The organism is Lichenifustis flavocetrariae, assembly GCF_026130545.1.
Taxonomy (GTDB): Bacteria; Pseudomonadota; Alphaproteobacteria; order Rhizobiales; family Beijerinckiaceae; genus Lichenihabitans; species Lichenihabitans flavocetrariae.
In genome coordinates this window covers 1-17,479 of record NZ_JAMOIM010000007.1, presented here as the reverse complement: position 1 = coordinate 17,479, position 17,479 = coordinate 1, and the positions used below count along the sequence as shown (strand labels likewise).

The following is a 17,479-nucleotide window of genomic DNA, read 5'->3' as shown; positions in this document are numbered from 1 at the left end:
GCCGGTTCAGCCTCACGGCAGCTTCACGTCGTTGAAGAGCGGCATGACGTTGTAGCCCTGCTTGAAGCCCGTGACGGCGCTCTTGCTCGTGGCGAGCCAGAACCAGCCTGGTGTGAAAAGCGGCACTTCATAGGCGTTGGTGAGCAGGAATTTCTGGATCTCGAGCACCTTGGCCTCGCGCTCGGCCCCCGACAGCGCCCGCTGGTCGACCAGCATCTTCTGCAGCTCTGGATCGTCGATGCCCTGGCCGGCATAGCCCGGCGGCTGGAACAGGAACACGAGGTAGTCCGGGTCGGGACCCGACATGCCCATGGTCCAGATCGCGGGAGTGCCTGTCGTCTCCTTGTTTTTGCCCGACATATAGTCGACCCAGGTCGCGAACTGGCGCTGCTCGATCTTGACGTTGATGCCGACCGCGGCGAGCTGCTGCTGCATCACGACGTCCGACTCGTCCCAGCCTTGGAGCGGTGACACCGAGAGCGTGATGTTCAGCGGCTTGTCGGGCCCGTAGCCGACCTCCTTGAGCAGCGCCTTGGCCTTCTCGGGATCGTAGGAGGTCGCCCACTCGGCGCATTTTTTCGGATCGTAGCCGAGCAGCCCCGGCGCCACGGGGCAGGGTGAGGCTTGGACGAGGCCGTTGAAACCGATATCCACCATCGAGTCGCGATCGAGCGCATAGCCGATGGCGCGGCGAACCCGCACGTCGTTGAGGGGCGGGATCTTGGCCGTGAAGCCCACATAGGCGAGCTGCCCGGTTCGGCCCGCACCCGTGTAGACCGTGTAGGTCTTGTCCTTCGCGAGGTCGGCCGCATCCTGCAGCGAGGGTTCGGCGAAAGTCACCTCGCCGGTCTTCAGCGCCGCCATTCGGGATGGACCCTCCGGAATGACGCGGAAGATCAGGCGCGCAGCGTAAGGCGCGCCGGGATTGGTGACCAACGGATTTACGTTGACGTAATCGGGGTTGCGGGCGAGCACGAGCCGGTCGTTGCGCACCCATTCGACGAACTTCCACGGGCCGGTGCCAACCGGCTTCACGTCGCTGCCCTGGATGGTGGCCGGGCACATCATCAAGGCCTGGGCGCTGCCCAGGAAGGTCGGCAACGGCGAATAGGGCTTCGACAGCTTGACGGTCAACACGTCACCGTTGACCTCGGTGCTCGTGATGCTGCCGTAAGACGAGGCGTTGGAACTGCCGGTCTTCGGGTCGACGGCCCGGTCGATGTTCCATTTGGCGGCCTTGGCGTCGAAGGTGGTGCCGTCGTGGCACTTGATGTTCGGCCGCATCGTGAACGTGAAGGTCATGTTGTCGGGGCTGGCCGTGTAGCTGGCCGCAAGCCCACCCGCCACCTTGCCCTTGTCATCGAGGTTCAGCAGATTGTCGTAGATCTGCTGCATCACCTGAAACGAGATTGTTGTCGAGACCCGCGCCACGTCCAGGCTGTCGGCGTCCTGGGACCGGGCAAAGATGATGTCGCCGGGGTCGGCCAGCGCAGGCTGCGGCGAAACACCCGCGAGACCTCCCAGAAGCGTCGAGGCGAGGACCGCGTGGCGGAGTGAAGGCAGCATAGAGCGGGATCCTTTTTCAGGTCACGACCGGACAGACGTCGGAGTGCCCAAAGGCCGAGACCACCGGTCTCATTACAATGGCGCCGCTTCGTCCTTCCACGATCTAGGCAAGCACCATGCCGTCGAGCTGGGCACTAGCAAGGTTGCTAGTTCGCGACCTTGTCTGGCACCCTATGCTTGCCGAAGGACGCAAGCGCGGCGCATGGCGGTCGAGACGGCACAGGACATCGGTCATGCACACGATCGTGAACGGCACCCGGATCTGGTTCGACATCGAAGGCGCGGGCCTCGTGCCGGAGGGGCCCGTCATGCGCCAGCGCCCGACGCTGGTGCTGCTTCACGGTGGTCCCGGCTTTGATCATTCGAGCTTCAAGCCCGCGCATGGCGTCCTCATCGATGTCGCGCAGATCCTCTACGTCGACCATCGGGGCAACGGCCGGTCCGGTTATAGCGACCCGACCGCCTGGACGCTCGACCAATGGGCCGACGATTTGCGTGCGCTCTTCGACCGGCTTGGGATCGAGAAACCTGTGGTTCTCGGTCTGAGTTTTGGAGGGTTCGTGGCGCAGTCGCTCGCTTTGCGACACCCTGACCACGTCGGTGCCCTCGTGCTGTCGAGCACCGCCGCGAAATTCCGGCTCGACCGCTGCCTCGACACATTTCTGCGACTGCATGGCACGCGCGCCCATGCCGTGGCCGAAGCCTTCTGGACCGATGCCGGCAATGCCGAGGCGTTGCGGGCCTATATCGAAGAGTGCTTCCCCCTCTATAACCCAACCCCGCGTCCGCGCGACGTCGACAAGCGCTCGACCTTCAATCCCGCTATGCTGCGTCACTTCTTCCAAGCCGGCGGCGAAGGATATCAATTCGATTTCCGAGACCGGCTGAGGGAGATCCGCTGCCCCACGCTGGTCTTGGCCGGCGACCTCGACCCGGTCACGCCCCTTGCCGATTCCGACGATATCGCCGCAGCGCTTCCAGCGGCGCTCGTGCGCTACGAACGGTTCATCGGCGCGGGGCACGGGGTCGGGCGCGACCAGCCGGAGCGCTACTTCACTGTGCTGCGCGAATTCATCGCGGCCGTTGGCATATGAATCCTCTGCGATCGACGGCTGTGCCCGGAGAACAAGCTGCCAATGCTCAATGAGGCGGCATAACGCCAGCCAGTCTCGATCGACAAGGTACCTGTGCGCTTCGGATCGTACCACCGTGGCGGCTGACACAGGATTTTGCATGGCCCTTTGCGTGTGCCCACAAGGAGAACCCGATGCCTGAATGGCTGCCTGAGGCCGTCCGCTATGCGGAACAATGGCTCGGCTATCAGATGCGCTCGACCGAGCAGCCCGGCTGCGTGCTGGCGGTTGCCCACCGGGGCAAGCTCGTCGCGGAGCATGCGTTCGGCGTCGCCGACCTTGCGACCGGCACGCCACTCACGCCGGCGCATCGCTTCCGCGTCGCCTCGCATTCAAAAACCTTCGCGTCGGCGGCGATCATGAGGCTGCATGAGGCGGGGCGGCTTCACCTCGACGACCCGATCGGCACGCATGTCGGCGACCTCGCGCCAGAAGTCGCCGCCGTGACGATCAGCCAATTGCTCTCGCATACGGCGGGACTGCTGCGCGATGGCGTGCGGGCGGTCCATTGGCAGGACCGCCAGCCCTTCCTTGATGAAACCGCGCTGCGGGCCGAACTGGCAGAACCCCTGATCGTGCCGGCGAACAGCCGGCAGAAATATTCCAATGTCGGGTTCGGGCTCGTCGGCTTGGCGATCGAAGCCATCACGGGGGAAGACTTCGGGACTTGGATCGCCCGCGAGATCGTCGTGCCGTCCGGGCTTGATGCGACGACGCCCGATATGCCTGTGCCTGCGGGGACGCCCCTTGCGACAGGCCACAGCGGCAAGCTGCCGGTCGGGAGGCGCTTCGCGATCCCCGGCCACAATCCGACCCATGCCCTGGCCTCGGCCACGGGCTTCGTCAGCACGGCCGGCGACCTCGCCCGCTTCATCGGGAGCCTGGATCCGGAGGCCGGCACGAGCGTCCTATCCGCCGCCAGCCGACGGGAGATGACGCGCCGCCACTGGCGCGTGCCCGACGACAGCGGCGGCCGGCACTACGGGCTCGGCACCATCGGCGGCACGCTGGAGGGGCACGAGTGGTTCGGCCATTCCGGCGCCTTCCAGGGCTTCATCAGTCGGACCGCCTGCGTGCCCGAATGGGGTGTCGCGGTCTCGATCGTGACGAACTGCATCGATGGCCTCGCCAACCCCTGGGTCGAAGGCGTGCTCGGCATCTTCCATCACTTCGCCCTGCACGGGGCTGCCAGCCCCACCGTGGCCGACTGGACCGGGCGATGGTGGAGCTATTGGGGTGCCTTCGACCTGGTTCCCATGGGGAATCAGGTGTTCGTGACGATGCCAGCGCTGATGCAGCCCTTTACCGACGCGAGTGTCCTCGACATCACGAGCCCGACCGAAGGTCGCGTCGCCAGGGCCAACGGGTTCGGGGCCCATGGCGAGCCGGCTCGGCGCATCATGGATGCCGATGGCGCCGCGACCCTGCTGATGCTCGGCGGCGCGGAACTGCTGCCCGAGCAGGCGCTTCTCACCGAGCTCGAAGCCCGCGCGAGCGATCCCGCGCCCGCGACCCAACCCTGAACGGAGGGACACTTCATGCCGATCCACAACCGCATCGCCGCCTTCCATCCCGAAATGACGGCCTGGCGGCAGGACCTGCACCGCCATCCCGAACTGGCCCTCGAAGAGCACCGCACCAGCGCCGTGATCCAGGAGAAGTTGAAGGAGTTCGGAGTCGACGAGGTCGTGACCGGGATGGCACGCACCGGCGTCGTCGGCGTGATCCGGGGCAGCGCGCCGGGCGGTGCGATCGGCCTGCGCGCCGACATCGACGCGCTGCCCATCATCGAGCAGACCAACCTGCCTTACGCCTCGACCAATCCCGGCGTCATGCACGCCTGCGGTCATGACGGCCACACCACCATGCTGCTCGGGGCCGCGAAATACCTCGCCGAGACGCGCAATTTCGCCGGGACCGTTTATGTGATCTTCCAGCCGGCCGAGGAGCAGCACGGCGGCGGCGAGATCATGGTCAAGGAGGGGCTGTTCGAACGGTTCCCGATGGATCAGATTTTTGGGATGCACAATTGGCCGAAGGACCCTGAGGGCACCTTCCTGTGGCGTGTCGGACCCACGATGGCGGCGGTTGCCAATATCACGATCGTGGTCACCGGCAAGGGCGCGCATGGGGCGCAGCCGCATAACGGGGTCGACCCGATCGTTGTGTCCGGCGCCATCGTGTCGGCCCTGCAATCGATCGTGGCCCGCAATGTCGAGCCGACCGAAAGCGCGGTGGTGACGATCGGCGAGATCAAGGGCGGCAATGCCTTCAACGTGATCCCGCCCGACGTGACCATGCGTGGCACGGCGCGCTGGTTCACGCCGGCCGTCGGCGATTTGCTCGAGAAGGCCGTCATCCGCATCGCGCATGCCACCGCGGAAGCCTATGGGGCCACGGCGGAGGTCACGTTCGCACGCACCTATCCGGCCGTCGTCAACGACGAGGCCGCGACTGCGCTGGCGAAGACCGCGGCCGAAGCGGTGGTCGGGGCGGCCCGCGTCGTGCCGATGGAACAGCCGACCATGGGCGGCGAGGACTTCTCCTTCATGCTCAACGCCAAGCAGGGGAACTACATCATGCTCGGTGCCGGCAAGACCGGGAATGACCCGCAGGTGCATCACCCACTCTACGACTTCAACGACGACATCCTGCCGGTCGGTGCGTCCTATTGGGCGACGCTGGCCGAACAACTCCTGCCGCGAGATCCCCGATGACGGAACTTGCCGACACCGGCCGTTTTTCGCTCGGCGACCTGACGCTCCAATCGGGCGAAATCCTGCGCGGCGCGACACTGAGCTGGAAGACCTATGGCACGCTTTCCCGGTCCAGGGACAATGTCGTGGTCTATCCCACGAGCTACTCGGCCCAGCACGCCGACCAGGAATGGCTCGTTGCACCCGACAAGGTGCTCGACCCGATGCGCTGGTTCGTGGTCATACCCGACATGTTCGGCAACGGCCTGTCGTCGAGTCCCTCGAACACCCCGGATTATCCGGCGCTCGTGACCACGGCCGACAACGTGCGGGCGCAGAAACGGCTCCTGACGGAAGTGTTCGGCATCGATCGCGTGGCCGGCGTCTATGGGTTCTCGATGGGCGCGCAACAGGCCTACCACTGGGCGGCGCTGTTCCCGCAGGCTGTCGTACGCGCCATCGTGGTCTGTGGCAGCGCCAAGACCTCCGTGCACAACAAGGTCTTCCTTCTGTCGCTTCTCGCGACATTGGAGGCCGCGCCCGAACATCTTGGCGGTGGCCGTTTCTCAGAGGAACCGAAGGCAGCGTTACGGGCCTTTGCCCGCATCTACGCCGGCTGGGCCATGAGCCAGGACTGGTATCGCGCGAGCCTGCATCTCACGGCGCTCGGCGCCCACGACCTCGACGATTTCCTCGACCATCACTGGGAACCGGGTTTTACCCGCCGCACAGCGGCCGACCTTTATGCGCAGGCGACCACCTGGCTCCATTCCGACATCAGCGCCAATGACCTCTATGACGGCGATCTCGTCCGTGCCTTGAGTGCCATCGAGGCCCGCGTGCTGCTGCTGCCGGCCCGGACGGATCTCTATTTTCCGGTGGCCGACAATGCCGCCGAACTGCCCCACCTGACCCAGGGCGAACTGCGGCCGATTCCCACCATCTGGGGGCATCGCGCCGGCAGCCCGGGCGACAACCCGGCCGACCTCGCATTCTTGCGCAAGGCCGTGGCGGACTGGATGGGCTGAGCCAACCACCTCGCGCAACGTGAGTCCAAAACCACGTTCGCGAACCGCCGCTTGCGATTTCAGGACAATGCCCATGATCCACCCCATCGTCATCCATCCCGATCCGATCCTCCACGAGACGTCCGCGCCGGTGCCGCAGGTAACCGACGGGACGCGGACGCTTCTCGATGACATGCTCGACACCATGTACGACGCCCAAGGCCGCGGGCTCGCCGCCGTGCAGATCGGCGTGTTGCAGCGCGTCGTCGTGGTCGACACGGACTGGAAGGAGAGAGCGAAGAACCCGCTACTCTTCGTCAACCCCGAGATCGTCTGGTCGTCCGACATGGTGGCGTCGCGCGAGGAGCGCTGCCTTTCGATCCCGGATACGCCGAAAGAGGTGCGTCGCCCCGACCGCGTCCGGGTCCGCTACCTCGACCGGACCGGCGCACCGCAGGAAATGGAGGCCGAGGGCCTGCTGGCCATGGTCATCCAGCACGAGGTCGATCATCTCAATGGCGTGCTGATCCTCGATCGGGTGAACGAGCCGCGATAATCGGGGATTCTACGCGGTCACGGCGCGTGGAACGGAGGCGAGCAGCAACCGGGTATAGGCGTGCTGCGGGTGGGCGAAGATGCGTTCGGCCGGGGCGCTCTCGATGATGCGCCCCCGGTTCATGACCGCAACGTCATGGGCGATGGCCTCGACCACGGCAAGATCGTGGGAGATGAAGACATAGGTCAGCCCCAGCCGGGTCTGCAGATCGCCGAGCAGTTGCAGCACCTGCGCCTGCACCGAAACGTCAAGTGCCGACACAGGTTCGTCGAGCACGATGACGGTGGGATCGGCCGCCCGCGCGATGCCGATGCGCTGGCTCTGGCCGCGGTCGCGAGCCTGCGGGCCTGTCATGTCTTTGAGGGCGCCGAGGGGCGCTGACAGGATCTCGCGCACGGTCTTGCGCGGGTTGAGCGAGCCGAGCGGATCCTGGAATACCATCTGGACAGGCCGGTTGAGGGCCCGGCGATCATGCCGTGCCAGATCGGCAATGGACTCGCCGTTGATCGTCAGCGTACCGGTGGTCGGCTCGAGCAGGCCGACCATCATTCGCGCCATGGTGGATTTGCCGCAGCCGGACTCATCCACAATGCCGAGCGTCCTGCCCCGAGACACACTCAGCGACACGCCGTCGACGGCCCGGAACGGCGCCGGCCGCGGGCCCGTGCGAAGCGAGGCAGCCCAACGGCCGAGATCGCGGCGACACTTCCGAGCAGGGTGCGGCGGGTGAACATGGCAGGCATGGGGTGCTCCAGGGTCAGGCGTCGAGCGGGGGACGACGGTGGGCGACATCGAGCCGCGTCTCCATCGCCCGGCCGATGCGCAGGATCGTGGCCTCATCGAACAGGCGGCCGTAGAGGCTGATGGCGTGGGGTACCGTGAAGGTCTCTCCCGTGCCGACCTGGCCCTGGTCGAGCCTTGCTTCCGCGAGCGAAAGGGGTTGGCGCGTGGGTGACTGGCGGAAGCCGCAGCGTAGGGTGAGGCTCGGGTGGCCGCTGAAATTGGTGATGATCAGCATCGGGCCCGCAAGGCACGGGCCGATCATCGCATCGACGCCTTGGAAGGCCTGATCCATGTCCTGCATGACGCGGCGGCGAAGCCGGTCGAGCTGGATGTGATCGACGGCCGACAGGAAGCGTGCCTTGCGGAACGTATTGGGCCAGGAGCCCGGTTCCTGCCAGGTGAGGCTGTCGTCGGTATCGTCGAGGGTCAGGTGTTCAAACGAGGCTGCCGCTTCGGCAAAGAGCACGTTCATGAGCGCGTCGTAGGGCAGGTCGGGACGGGACAGTTCGACGAGCGTCAGACCGAGCGCCCGCGCGTGATCGAGCATTGCGCGGTCGAGGTCGTCCGCCCCGGCTTCCGCGAAATCGGCAGGGTAGTAGCCGAGACGCAGGCCGGCCACCGTGGCCGTGGCGTCGAGGCCGAACGGGACATCGATGCTGCAGGGGTCCGCAGGGTCGGCGCCATTGATGGCAGCCAGCACCAGCGCTGTGTCGGCCACGCTGCGGCACATCGGGCCGATCTTGTCGAGCGTCCAGCACAGCGGCATGGCGCCGGTGCGCGGCACCCGGCCGAAGGTTGGCCGAAGGCCCGTGGTGCCGCACCGGAGCGAGGGCGCGACGATCGAGCCGAGCGTCTCGGTACCGAGGCTGAAGCCGACGAGGCCGGCCGCCGTGGCGGCTCCCGATCCGGCCGACGAGCCGCTCGCTCCTTCGTTCAGATTCCATGGGTTGCGGGTGACCCCACCGTACCAGATGTCCCCATAGGCCAGCGCTCCGAGCGTCAGCTTCGCGACCAGCACGGCGCCTGCCGCCGTCAAGCGCTGCACCACCGTGGCATCGGTCATGGGCACCCTGTCCGCATAGGGTTCGGCGCCCCAGCCCGTCAGAATGCCGCTCGTATCGAGGAGGTCCTTGCAGCCCCAGGGGATGCCGTGCAGCGGCCCGAGGTAGGTTCCGGCTGCGAGCAGCGCGTCGGCGCGGCGGGCCTGCTCCATCGCGAGGTCCGCCGTGACGGTGGCCATGCATTCGAGCTTCGGGCCGAACCGCGCGATGCGATCGAGGTACAGTTGCGCCAGCCGCTCGGCCGTGATGGCGCGGTTGCGAATCCAGCCCGACAGGCTGGTCACTGGTGCGAAGCAAATGTCTTGCGCTTCATCAGGAAGAAGCGTTTGGGCGTTCTCCTGGTAGGCGTCACGCGGTGACGGGCTTGGCAAGACGAATCCAGGCAAACGCGGGTCGAAGCGTGTCGCCGGTGCAAGATCATGTGGCAACCGGACGGCCCGCCGCCGATGGGCCAGGGCGATCTGGCCAGATAGGTTGTCGAGCATCAAGGCACGTTCGGCCTCGGTGTAGCGCACGCCTGCGAGATCTTCAGCGGCAGCGATGCTCTGCGTCGAAAGTCCGTCGTGCGCGTGGCTCATTCGGGGCTGACACCCTTGTCCATCAATACCGAGGTTTGGTTAGCAAGGTTCGTTCCACAGGACTAAAAACAACGGAAGCGCCTTAGCCCGCCGCACCTTTCGACGGCAGGTTTTTGAGGCTAAGTAGGTCAAACCGGTGGGGAAGCCGTGATATCGTCAAGGGAGGTAGAAAACTTCCTCCATCGTGGCCCACCACTCACCGTCGGCACGCGTGTCAAGCGGCTCCTGGAGCGGCTCCATCCAGTCCCACCAGCGTCGGGTTTCGGGGTCGGCTGCCATGCGCCGCATGTCGGCCGGGTAGTCGGTGCCGTGGTACTCGAAGTAAGCGAATAGGATATTTTCCGGCTCGCGCAGAAAGATCGAGTAGTTGTGAATATTGCTGCGCTCGATCTGGGCCAGCACCGAGGGCCAAACCTCGCGATGGGCCTTCTTGTATTCGTCAATCCGACCGGCTCGGATTCGAAGCATCATGCCCATTCGCTTCATCGTTTTCTCCTCCCACATCGGTGGCTTTGATCCGAGTGCCCAGCCTGTCGCGGGATGCCGCTGATAGCGGTGGAGCGATGGTCGCATGTCAAGGTTCGGTCGGGATGGATGCCCGCGGAGCGTCGTTTGCCCCTCGATGACGAAAAGCGCTATCGAGCATGTGCACGTACAGTCACACGCGCCGGAGGGAAGATGGCGAAGATTGTCCACGTTGAAGCTTTGATGATCGACCTCGTTCCTCAGGTGAAGCGCGTCGACGCCATTCAGTCGTTCGTCAGCCAGGAAACGCCAATCGTCCGCATCACGGATGCGGACGGCGCGGTCGGCACGGGCTACAGCTACACGATCGGAACGGGCGGCCCGTCCGTCATGATGCTGATCGAGAAGACCCTGGCGCCGGCGCTGATCGGCCGGGACGCCGGACAGATCGAAGGCATCTGGCGCGACCTCCTGTTCCTGACGCATGCGACCACGGTCGGGGCCATCACGGCCATCGCCCAGGCGGCGATCGACACTGCGCTGTGGGACCTGAAGTGCCGCAAGGCAAGCCTGCCGCTCCACATCATGGCGGGCGGCGCGCAGGAGAAGATCCGGCTCTACTCGACGGAGGGCGGCTGGCTTCATCTCGAACGGGGGGCGCTGGTCGAGGATGCGCTACGTCAGAAAGAGGCCGGGTTTGGCGGCGCCAAGCTGAAGGTGGGGCGGCCGATCCATGAGGATGTGGCCCGCATCGGCGCCGTGCGCGATGCCGTCGGGCCCGGCTTCGAGATCTTCACAGACGCCAACCAGGCTTTCGCAGTCGATGAGGCGATCCGCCGGGCGCGGCACTACGAGCCGCTCGACATCGGCTGGCTCGAGGAGCCACTGCCGGCCGACGATATCGAGGGGCATGCCCGGTTGGCCCGTTCAACCACCATTCCGGTCGCGGTGGGCGAGAGCCTCTACAGCGCGCTTCACTTCAGGGATTACCTGCAGCGCGGCGCCTGTTCGGTGGTCCAGGTCGACGTCGGCCGCATCGGCGGCATCACGCCCTGGCTCAAGGTCGCGCATTTGGCGGAGTGCTTCAACGTCGCGGTCTGCCCGCATTTCCTCATGGAACTGCACGTCGCGCTCTGCGCCGCGGTGCCGAATGCCCGCTGGGTCGAGTACATCCCGCAACTCGACACATTGACGACGGAGGGCATGACGATCCGGGATGGTCATGCCGTGCCGAGCGCGGCGCCCGGGCTTGGCATCGCCTGGGACTGGGCCGCGATCGAGAAGCAGACTGTCGCGGGCTCGCGCTTCGCCGTGACGGCGTGAGGACGGCGACAGGGTTCGCGATCCATCTCATTCCGCTACGTAGCGGCGCAGCCGGTCCGGCAACTGACCGAATACCGCAAACATCTGATCGAGATGAAATTGCAGGCGGTGGATCGCTTGCCGCGTGTCACCGATCTCCAGCGCATCGATGATTGCCGCATGCTCGGCAAGCACGGATGGTAGTCGATCCGGCTGGTAGGTCAGCCGAACGAGCCGCCCCAATCCGGCGAAAGCCTGAGCGATCGTGGCCCAGACATCGATGCGCCCCGCGAGTCGGCAGAACGTCTGGTGAAAGCGCATGTCCTCCCGATAAAAAAGATCGAGGGCGCCCGTCTCGATTGCGCACCGCTGCGCCTCGATGATGTCGCGCATCTCGAGGCTCATGGCCGGCGTCCACACTGCTGCCGCCTCCAGCAGGATAGACGTTTCAAGCGATCGCCGCACGTATCGACTTGCCTCCATGCGGCTGAGGCGGATCAGAGACACCACACTGCCCTGCTGGGGATAAACGTCGATCAGCCCTTCGTCAGCCAGGCGCAGCACCGCAGCACGAACCGGCGTGCGCGACACACCGAACTGCCTGCAGATCCGGTTCTCGCTCAGGACCGTTCCCGGCAGGAGGCGGATCGTTACGATGGAATCGCGGAGCGACTCGTAAATTTGCTCGGCCACCGGCAGGCCGCGATTGAGCGTCGTTCCAAAGGAAAGCGGCGGGTCCGAGAGCGCGAGGTCGCGCGGCGATTCCGCATTCACGGTTCCCAATCCTTCCCTCCCAAAGTGGCCAATGCACATGTTCTTTGTTGCCCGGCGCTGCCTGGGATACTAGGGTCCCAGCCGGCCGGACGAAAGATCCGACAGTGGCGAGGAAGGAAATGCGATGACGAGAGGGTCCCTCATGCTGGCCGTTGCGGCCGGCGTCACGCTCTTGGCGGGCGGGGTGCGCGCCGACGACACGAAAGCGGCTCTGGTCCCGGGTGGGCCTCACCCCTATTTCGCGGCTTGGGAACAGGCCGGCAAGGACGCGGTCCGCGATTTTCACCTTTCGTCGGCCGACTACAAGGTTCCCGAGAAGTGGGAGCTCAATGCGCAGAACCAGTTGCTCGAAAGCCTTGTGAGCCAGGGCTACAACGCGTTTCTGGTGTTCCCCGGCGATCCGGTCGGATCGGCAAGCACGGTGGCTGAGCTCGCCGACACGGGGGCGCCGGTCCTCGCGATTGGCGGCTGTCTCAAGGATCCCTCGATGGCCGGGTTCTGCCTCGGCACCGACGTGGCCCATTCGGCCTATCTCGGAACGCAGCAGCTCATCAAGGTGATGGGCACGGGCAAGAAGCGCATCGCGCATTTCACCGGCTTCCTGGTCGATCCCAACACGCAGCTGCGCATCGATGCCGTCAAGAAGGCGGCCGAAGAAGCAGGCGACGAAGTCGTGCAGGTGATCGCCGATATCGATGCGCCTGAGCCGGCGCAGGAGAAGATCAACGCCTATTTGGCGGCCCACGCGAACGACGTCGACGGCATCGTGACCACCGCCTGGGTGCCGGCCGTGGTGGCCTCGAACGCATTGCGCAAGATCGGCGACAAGCGCATCAAGATGGTGGCAATCGACCACGATCAGGTCGTGCTGCAGGCCGTCAAGGACGGTTTTGTTGCCGGCACCATGCTGCAGAACCCCTATGGGCAGGGCTATATCGGGGCGTTTGCGGCCGACAAGCTTCGCAACGGCTGCACCGTCAAGGCCGACGCGCCCTGGAAGGCCAATGCGCTGACGAGCCACTTCATCGATTCGGGCACGGTCTTCGTCGCGGCCGACAAGGTCGACACCTACCTCGAAGCCATGCAGGGCATCACGAAGGATCTGCTGTCCACCTTCCAGGCGACATATCTCGTCTGCAAGTCGTAATCTGGGCCGCAAGCCTTCCATTGTGAGTGGCCGGACCCTGGTCCGGCCATGACGGCGAGCCACGGACGCGACCATGCAGGGCAGGGGGACATCGACGACACGGGTGGAACCCGACGAGGTCCTCGTGCGCGCGTCGCCGACCGGTTCGGCCGGCGGCCTGCGCTTCTATCTCACCAATGAATTCGGCCTGCTGGTCCTGATCCTGCTGTTCGGCGCGGTGTTCGCTGTGCTCAGCGGCGGGTTCCTGTCGACCTTCAACCAATTCACGTTGTGGCGCACCGCGGCTGTCAATACGGTCATCGGCTTCGCCATGATGACAGTGATCGTCACGGGCGGGCTGAACCTTGCGGTCGGCGCGATCGGCGTCTGCGCCGCCATGATGTGCGGCTGGATGATTCAGGCGCTCGGCGTGCCGGGCCCGGTCGGGATCGTCGGCGCGCTGGCGCTCGGGGCGACGCTTGGCTTTGTGAACGGCTGGGTGGTGGTCAAATCCGGCCTGCACAGCTTCATCATCACGCTGGCCACCATGAGCATCTTCTTCGGCGTGATGGTCTATCTCACGCATGGAGAGTCGTTCCGCAACTTGCCGCCCTCCTTCGCCGAATTCGGCCGCACCCGATATTTCGGAGTTGTGTCGCCGATGCTGATCGTGGCGCTCGTCGCTGGTCTCTTGCTCATCGGGCTTTACCGTTTCACGGCGCTTGGCCGCGAGATGCTGTCGGCGGGCGCCAAGCCCGAAGCCGCCGAACTCTCCGGCGTCCGGGTCGGCCGCGTGTTCATCCTGTGTCACATGCTGTCAGGCCTACTGGCGGGCGTCGCGGCCCTGCTGCTCGTCATGCGAAACGGCGCCGCCATTCCCTCGATGGCCGGGCAACTCGGGCAGGATTGGCTGCTGCCCGCCTTTCTTGGACCCGTGCTCGGCGGCACCTTGCTTTCGGGCGGCCGGGTGTCGGTGGTGGGAACGTTCCTTGGCTCGGCGCTCGTCACCATGCTGACGAGCGGCCTGCTGCTTCTGCGAATCGGCGAGTTCTGGGTGCAGGCTTGCCTCGGGCTCGTGCTGCTGCTCGCGGTGCTGATCGACGTCGCCCGGAAACGCTACCTTGCGCATCGGAGAATGGTCTGATGCAGGTCGTGATGCGGCAGATGCAGACCGACTGGTTCGGCCCCCTCGCGGTCACGGTCCTGGCTGTGGCGATCATCGGCACGGCTGCGCCGCCGTTCCTGTCGACGCTGAACGTCCAGGTGCTGCTCTTCGCGCTTGCGACCAACACACTGATCGCCTTTTCGCAGATGATCATCATCGCGGTCGGGCAGATGAACCTCTCGGTCGGCGCGATCGGCGGCCTGAGCGCCATTGCGTTCGCCGGCATGATGCAGGTGTGGGGTTTGCCGGCACCGTTCGCCGCCGTTCTGGCGCTCGGCATCGGCATCGCGGCGGGTGCGCTCAACGGGATCTTCATCGCCCGCACCGGGATCTCGGCCTTTGTGATCACGCTCGCGAGCCTGTCGGTGTTCAAGGGCATCAACTCGGGCATCACGCGGGCCCAGCCGTTCTACGGCATACCCGAGACCGTGAAGGCGTTCGGCAACAATGTCATGATCGGGCCGCTCCCCTGGCTGATCCTGCCGACCGTGCTGGTGATCCTGGGGCTCTGGTTCCTGCTCAACCGCATGCCGCTTGGCCGCGCCATCCTGGCGGTCGGCGGCAACACGCATGCGGCGGAACTGTCGGGCATCTCGGTGTCGTTTACCGTAGTGGCGGCGCACGCCATCTCGGGGTGTCTCGCGGCGCTGGCCGGCATCATGCTGGTGGCGCGGCTGCAGATCGGTCAACCCTCCATCGGCGACGATTGGCTGATCCTCTCCTTTGCAGCGCCGGTGATCGGAGGCGCGGTACTGTCGGGCGGCCACGTTTCGGTCGCCGCCACGGTGCTGGGCGTCGCCATCGTGGCCATCATCACGCAGGCGCTGGTGTTGTTCCACATTGACCCCTACCTCGTGCAGGTGGTCCTCGGCGCCATGATCCTGTGGGCAGTCGGGGTGAACCGCTGGCGCGAGCTCAGGATCGCCAAGAGCGCGAAAAGGATCTGACATGGCCGACATCGCGCTCGAAGCCCGCGGCGTCAGCAAGTTCTTCCCCGGCGTCAAGGCGCTCCAGGGCGTGTCGCTGACGCTCGCGAAGGGTTCGATCCAGGCGCTGCTGGGCGAGAACGGTGCCGGCAAATCCACTCTCATCAAGATCATCACCGGCGTCCACCACCCGGACGAAGGCGAGTTGCGGGTCGAGGGCGAGCCGGTTGCCCTGTTCAACCCGCGTCACGCCATGGCGATGGGCATCGGTGTGGTGCACCAGGAGCGCAATCTCATCCCCCGTTTTTCGGTGGGCGAGAACATCATGCTCGAGCACCTCGCGGGCCGGCTCTTCAAGCCGATCGACTACGCCCGCGTCCATGCGCGCGCGAAGCACTGGCTGGACATGCTGGGGCTCGATGTCGACCCGCGCATGCCCGTGTCGCGGCTCAGCGTCGCCAAGATGCAGCTCGTCGAAATTGCCAAGGCGCTCTCGCTCCGCTCCAAGGTGCTGCTTCTCGACGAGCCGACCGCCTCGTTGACACCGCACGAAACGGTGGCGTTGTTCGATCTTCTGAAGAAGCTCCGGGCGGACGGGGTCGGCATCCTGTTCGTCAGTCACAAGCTCGAGGAGGTGCAGGAGATCTGCGACGCCGTGACGGTGCTGCGCGACGGCCGCAACGCCTGCGAGAGCCGCGCCATGGCGGGACTTGGCCGCCAGGACCTCGTGCGGCTGATGATCGGCCGCACTGAGCAGATCCCGGAATGGTCGCAGCGGAACCACGCCGGTTCGCCCCCCGCCCTCGAACTCAAGGGTGTCGCCACGCCTCTCGGGCACAAGAACATCGACCTGATGGTCCGGCGAGGCGAGATCGTGGGGCTCTACGGCCTCGTCGGCGCCGGGCGCACCGAGCTCGCAAAGTCCATTATGGGCTTGTTTCCACCGACCGCCGGCACGGTCGCGGTCGAAGGCAAGCCCGCCGCCATTCGCACCGTCTCGGACGCCATCCATCGCTACCGCCTCGGCTACGTCAGCGAGGATCGCAAGAATGAGGGGCTCGTGCTGATCCATTCGGTGCTCGAGAACGCCGGGATCCCGATCTGGCGCCGATTGGCCAAGCAGGCGGGCGGCTTCCTGGCCGACCGGCGCATCCAGGCCGAAACCGAACCATCTCTCCGCAAGCTTGAGGTGCGTACGCCGTCGCTTAGCCAGCTCGTCGGCAATCTGTCGGGCGGCAATCAGCAGAAGATCTCAGTCGCAAAATGGCTCGCGGCCGGCGTCAAGGTTTTGATCGTCGACGAGCCATCGGTCGGCATCGACATCAAGACGAAAGCCTACCTGCACGAGTTGATTCGTGGCTTAGCCGACAGTGGGACCGCCATCCTGCTCATTACGAGCGACATGCCCGAGATGATTACCCTTGCCGACCGCATCGTGGTGATGAACAACTTCGCGATCCAGGGCGGTTTCGACAACTCGCGCGACTACCCGGCCATGAGCGAGGCCATCATGGGCCTCATCCACCGCGCAACCGAGGCGGCCTGAGGGCGCCCCGGTCTATACGGCGACCTCCATCTCGAACGCGGAGCTGATAAACGTCGCCGACCAGAACGACAATTTGCTTATCGGTAATCGGCTTAGGGCCAGCTCTGACCACGTCGAAGTGTCGCGCAAGTCTCGCATAAGCCGGAAGAAATCGCGTCTATTCGACAACGTGATCCTTCGTGCGAAGCGAGAACGCGATCTTGTCGGTGGCCACAACCGTGAATTTGCCATTCTCGAACGGAAGCGAGACCCGAGTGGCTCGAACTCTATCAACCAGGTTAGCCGGAATTCGGACGTTCAGATGATAAACACCTGTGCTGGTAACGGGCGTTTGGACAGGGCATCGCGAAAGCCACGTGTGTGAGCGGTCGCCGCTAAAACCCTTGCCTAACAGCCACTTCTTGCCAAACCATCAACAAAGTGATGGTGCCCTGGAGAGGACTCGAACCTCCGGGAGCAGCAAATCAGCTAGCGATTTCAGAGACTTTCGTCACACCCACTATGGGCCTGTGTGAAAGCGTCGTGTGAAAGAAGACTACCCTTTCAGCTGCATTGTAACAAGCCCGAACGAGGATGATGGGCGTGTTGCCGGCGGCACCTAGTCTATCGTCTGCCGAAAGCTACTCTTCAGCCTCCGGCCAGAGCGGCCTGCCCGAATTGCGCCCAACGGAGATATTCAGCCCTCTCTTCGCAGTTTCCGAAAGCGGCCGTTCGCCCAGGGTGGCTCGATCGGGATTGCCGGGTTCAACAATGCCGTCCATCGTCCTGAGCGTTGAGCCTCATCCCTTGACCGCG

General features: G+C 65.1%; 15 protein-coding genes. 10 read left to right on the top strand and 5 right to left on the bottom strand.

Translation table 11 applies throughout. The features are described 5' to 3' along the window. Positions 1-12: 12 nt before the first annotated feature. On the bottom strand, positions 13-1,566 hold the full coding sequence (locus M8523_RS12045; protein ID WP_282585116.1) for an ABC transporter substrate-binding protein: 1,554 nt from the start codon (positions 1,564-1,566) through the stop codon (positions 13-15). A 233-nt stretch (positions 1,567-1,799) separates the two neighbouring features. Here M8523_RS12045 and M8523_RS12040 point away from each other — a divergent pair, with 233 nt between their 5' ends. From M8523_RS12040 to def, 5 genes are all read left to right on the top strand, one after another. Then, entirely contained in the window at positions 1,800-2,660 is an 861-nt protein-coding gene (locus M8523_RS12040; RefSeq protein ID WP_282585115.1) for an alpha/beta fold hydrolase, read from the top strand. Positions 2,661-2,833: 173 nt separating this feature from the next. Further along, a complete protein-coding gene (locus tag M8523_RS12035) occupies positions 2,834-4,222 on the top strand; it encodes a serine hydrolase domain-containing protein (RefSeq protein WP_282585114.1) in 1,389 nt (462 codons plus the stop codon). Positions 4,223-4,237: 15 nt separating this feature from the next. After that, positions 4,238-5,416 (top strand): M20 aminoacylase family protein, encoded by a 1,179-nt coding sequence (locus M8523_RS12030; RefSeq protein ID WP_282585113.1) that lies wholly within the window; start codon positions 4,238-4,240, stop codon positions 5,414-5,416. Then, positions 5,413-6,423, top strand: a complete 1,011-nt coding sequence (locus tag M8523_RS12025; RefSeq protein WP_282585112.1) for an alpha/beta fold hydrolase — start codon at positions 5,413-5,415, stop codon at positions 6,421-6,423. Before M8523_RS12030 ends, M8523_RS12025 begins: the two co-directional genes overlap by 4 nt. Positions 6,424-6,496: 73 nt before the next feature. Beyond that, the gene (gene def, locus M8523_RS12020) at positions 6,497-6,958 is read left to right on the top strand and encodes a peptide deformylase (protein WP_282585111.1); all 462 of its coding nucleotides are present in this window, start codon (positions 6,497-6,499) and stop codon (positions 6,956-6,958) included. Between the two features lie 9 nt (positions 6,959-6,967). Here def and M8523_RS12015 read toward each other — a convergent pair whose 3' ends face one another. From M8523_RS12015 to M8523_RS12005, 3 genes are all read right to left on the bottom strand, one after another. Then, positions 6,968-7,750, bottom strand: a complete 783-nt coding sequence (locus M8523_RS12015; protein ID WP_428350378.1) for an ATP-binding cassette domain-containing protein — start codon at positions 7,748-7,750, stop codon at positions 6,968-6,970. Further along, positions 7,716-9,380 (bottom strand): amidase, encoded by a 1,665-nt coding sequence (locus M8523_RS12010; protein ID WP_282585110.1) that lies wholly within the window; start codon positions 9,378-9,380, stop codon positions 7,716-7,718. The genes M8523_RS12015 and M8523_RS12010 overlap by 35 nt, the downstream gene beginning before the upstream one ends. A 156-nt stretch (positions 9,381-9,536) precedes the next feature. Further along, on the bottom strand, positions 9,537-9,866 hold the full coding sequence (locus tag M8523_RS12005; protein ID WP_282585109.1) for an L-rhamnose mutarotase: 330 nt from the start codon (positions 9,864-9,866) through the stop codon (positions 9,537-9,539). Between the two features lie 192 nt (positions 9,867-10,058). Between M8523_RS12005 and M8523_RS12000 the strand changes: the two genes are divergently transcribed. After that, entirely contained in the window at positions 10,059-11,168 is a 1,110-nt protein-coding gene (locus tag M8523_RS12000) for a mandelate racemase/muconate lactonizing enzyme family protein (protein ID WP_282585108.1), read from the top strand. Between the two features lie 27 nt (positions 11,169-11,195). On the opposite strand, the gene M8523_RS11995 is transcribed toward M8523_RS12000, so the two are convergent. Beyond that, entirely contained in the window at positions 11,196-11,921 is a 726-nt protein-coding gene (locus M8523_RS11995; RefSeq protein ID WP_282585107.1) for a GntR family transcriptional regulator, read from the bottom strand. Between the two features lie 124 nt (positions 11,922-12,045). Between M8523_RS11995 and M8523_RS11990 the strand changes: the two genes are divergently transcribed. The 4 genes from M8523_RS11990 (at position 12,046) to M8523_RS11975 (ending at position 16,684) form a co-directional block, all read left to right on the top strand. After that, on the top strand, positions 12,046-13,068 hold the full coding sequence (locus M8523_RS11990) for a sugar ABC transporter substrate-binding protein (protein WP_282585106.1): 1,023 nt from the start codon (positions 12,046-12,048) through the stop codon (positions 13,066-13,068). Positions 13,069-13,141: 73 nt separating this feature from the next. Then, entirely contained in the window at positions 13,142-14,191 is a 1,050-nt protein-coding gene (locus tag M8523_RS11985; RefSeq protein ID WP_282585105.1) for an ABC transporter permease, read from the top strand. Then, on the top strand, positions 14,191-15,159 hold the full coding sequence (locus tag M8523_RS11980; RefSeq protein WP_282585104.1) for an ABC transporter permease: 969 nt from the start codon (positions 14,191-14,193) through the stop codon (positions 15,157-15,159). The genes M8523_RS11985 and M8523_RS11980 overlap by 1 nt, the downstream gene beginning before the upstream one ends. Before the next feature lies 1 nt (position 15,160). Continuing rightward, positions 15,161-16,684: a sugar ABC transporter ATP-binding protein gene (locus tag M8523_RS11975; protein ID WP_282585103.1), complete on the top strand. Its 1,524-nt coding sequence runs from the start codon at positions 15,161-15,163 to the stop codon at positions 16,682-16,684. Positions 16,685-17,479: the final 795 nt, after the last annotated feature.

Coding starts and splice junctions, on each gene's coding strand:
- M8523_RS12045 (WP_282585116.1), bottom strand. CDS start 1,566: ATGCTGCCTTCACTCCGCCACGCGGTCCTCGCCTCGACGCTTCTGGGA.
- M8523_RS12030 (WP_282585113.1), top strand. CDS start 4,238: ATGCCGATCCACAACCGCATCGCCGCCTTCCATCCCGAAATGACGGCC.
- M8523_RS12035 (WP_282585114.1), top strand. CDS start 2,834: ATGCCTGAATGGCTGCCTGAGGCCGTCCGCTATGCGGAACAATGGCTC.
- M8523_RS11985 (WP_282585105.1), top strand. CDS start 13,142: ATGCAGGGCAGGGGGACATCGACGACACGGGTGGAACCCGACGAGGTC.
- M8523_RS12010 (WP_282585110.1), bottom strand. CDS start 9,380: ATGAGCCACGCGCACGACGGACTTTCGACGCAGAGCATCGCTGCCGCT.
- def (WP_282585111.1), top strand. CDS start 6,497: ATGATCCACCCCATCGTCATCCATCCCGATCCGATCCTCCACGAGACG.
- M8523_RS11975 (WP_282585103.1), top strand. CDS start 15,161: ATGGCCGACATCGCGCTCGAAGCCCGCGGCGTCAGCAAGTTCTTCCCC.
- M8523_RS12005 (WP_282585109.1), bottom strand. CDS start 9,866: ATGAAGCGAATGGGCATGATGCTTCGAATCCGAGCCGGTCGGATTGAC.
- M8523_RS12025 (WP_282585112.1), top strand. CDS start 5,413: ATGACGGAACTTGCCGACACCGGCCGTTTTTCGCTCGGCGACCTGACG.
- M8523_RS12040 (WP_282585115.1), top strand. CDS start 1,800: ATGCACACGATCGTGAACGGCACCCGGATCTGGTTCGACATCGAAGGC.
- M8523_RS11990 (WP_282585106.1), top strand. CDS start 12,046: ATGACGAGAGGGTCCCTCATGCTGGCCGTTGCGGCCGGCGTCACGCTC.
- M8523_RS12015 (WP_428350378.1), bottom strand. CDS start 7,750: ATGTCGCCCACCGTCGTCCCCCGCTCGACGCCTGACCCTGGAGCACCC.
- M8523_RS12000 (WP_282585108.1), top strand. CDS start 10,059: ATGGCGAAGATTGTCCACGTTGAAGCTTTGATGATCGACCTCGTTCCT.
- M8523_RS11980 (WP_282585104.1), top strand. CDS start 14,191: ATGCAGGTCGTGATGCGGCAGATGCAGACCGACTGGTTCGGCCCCCTC.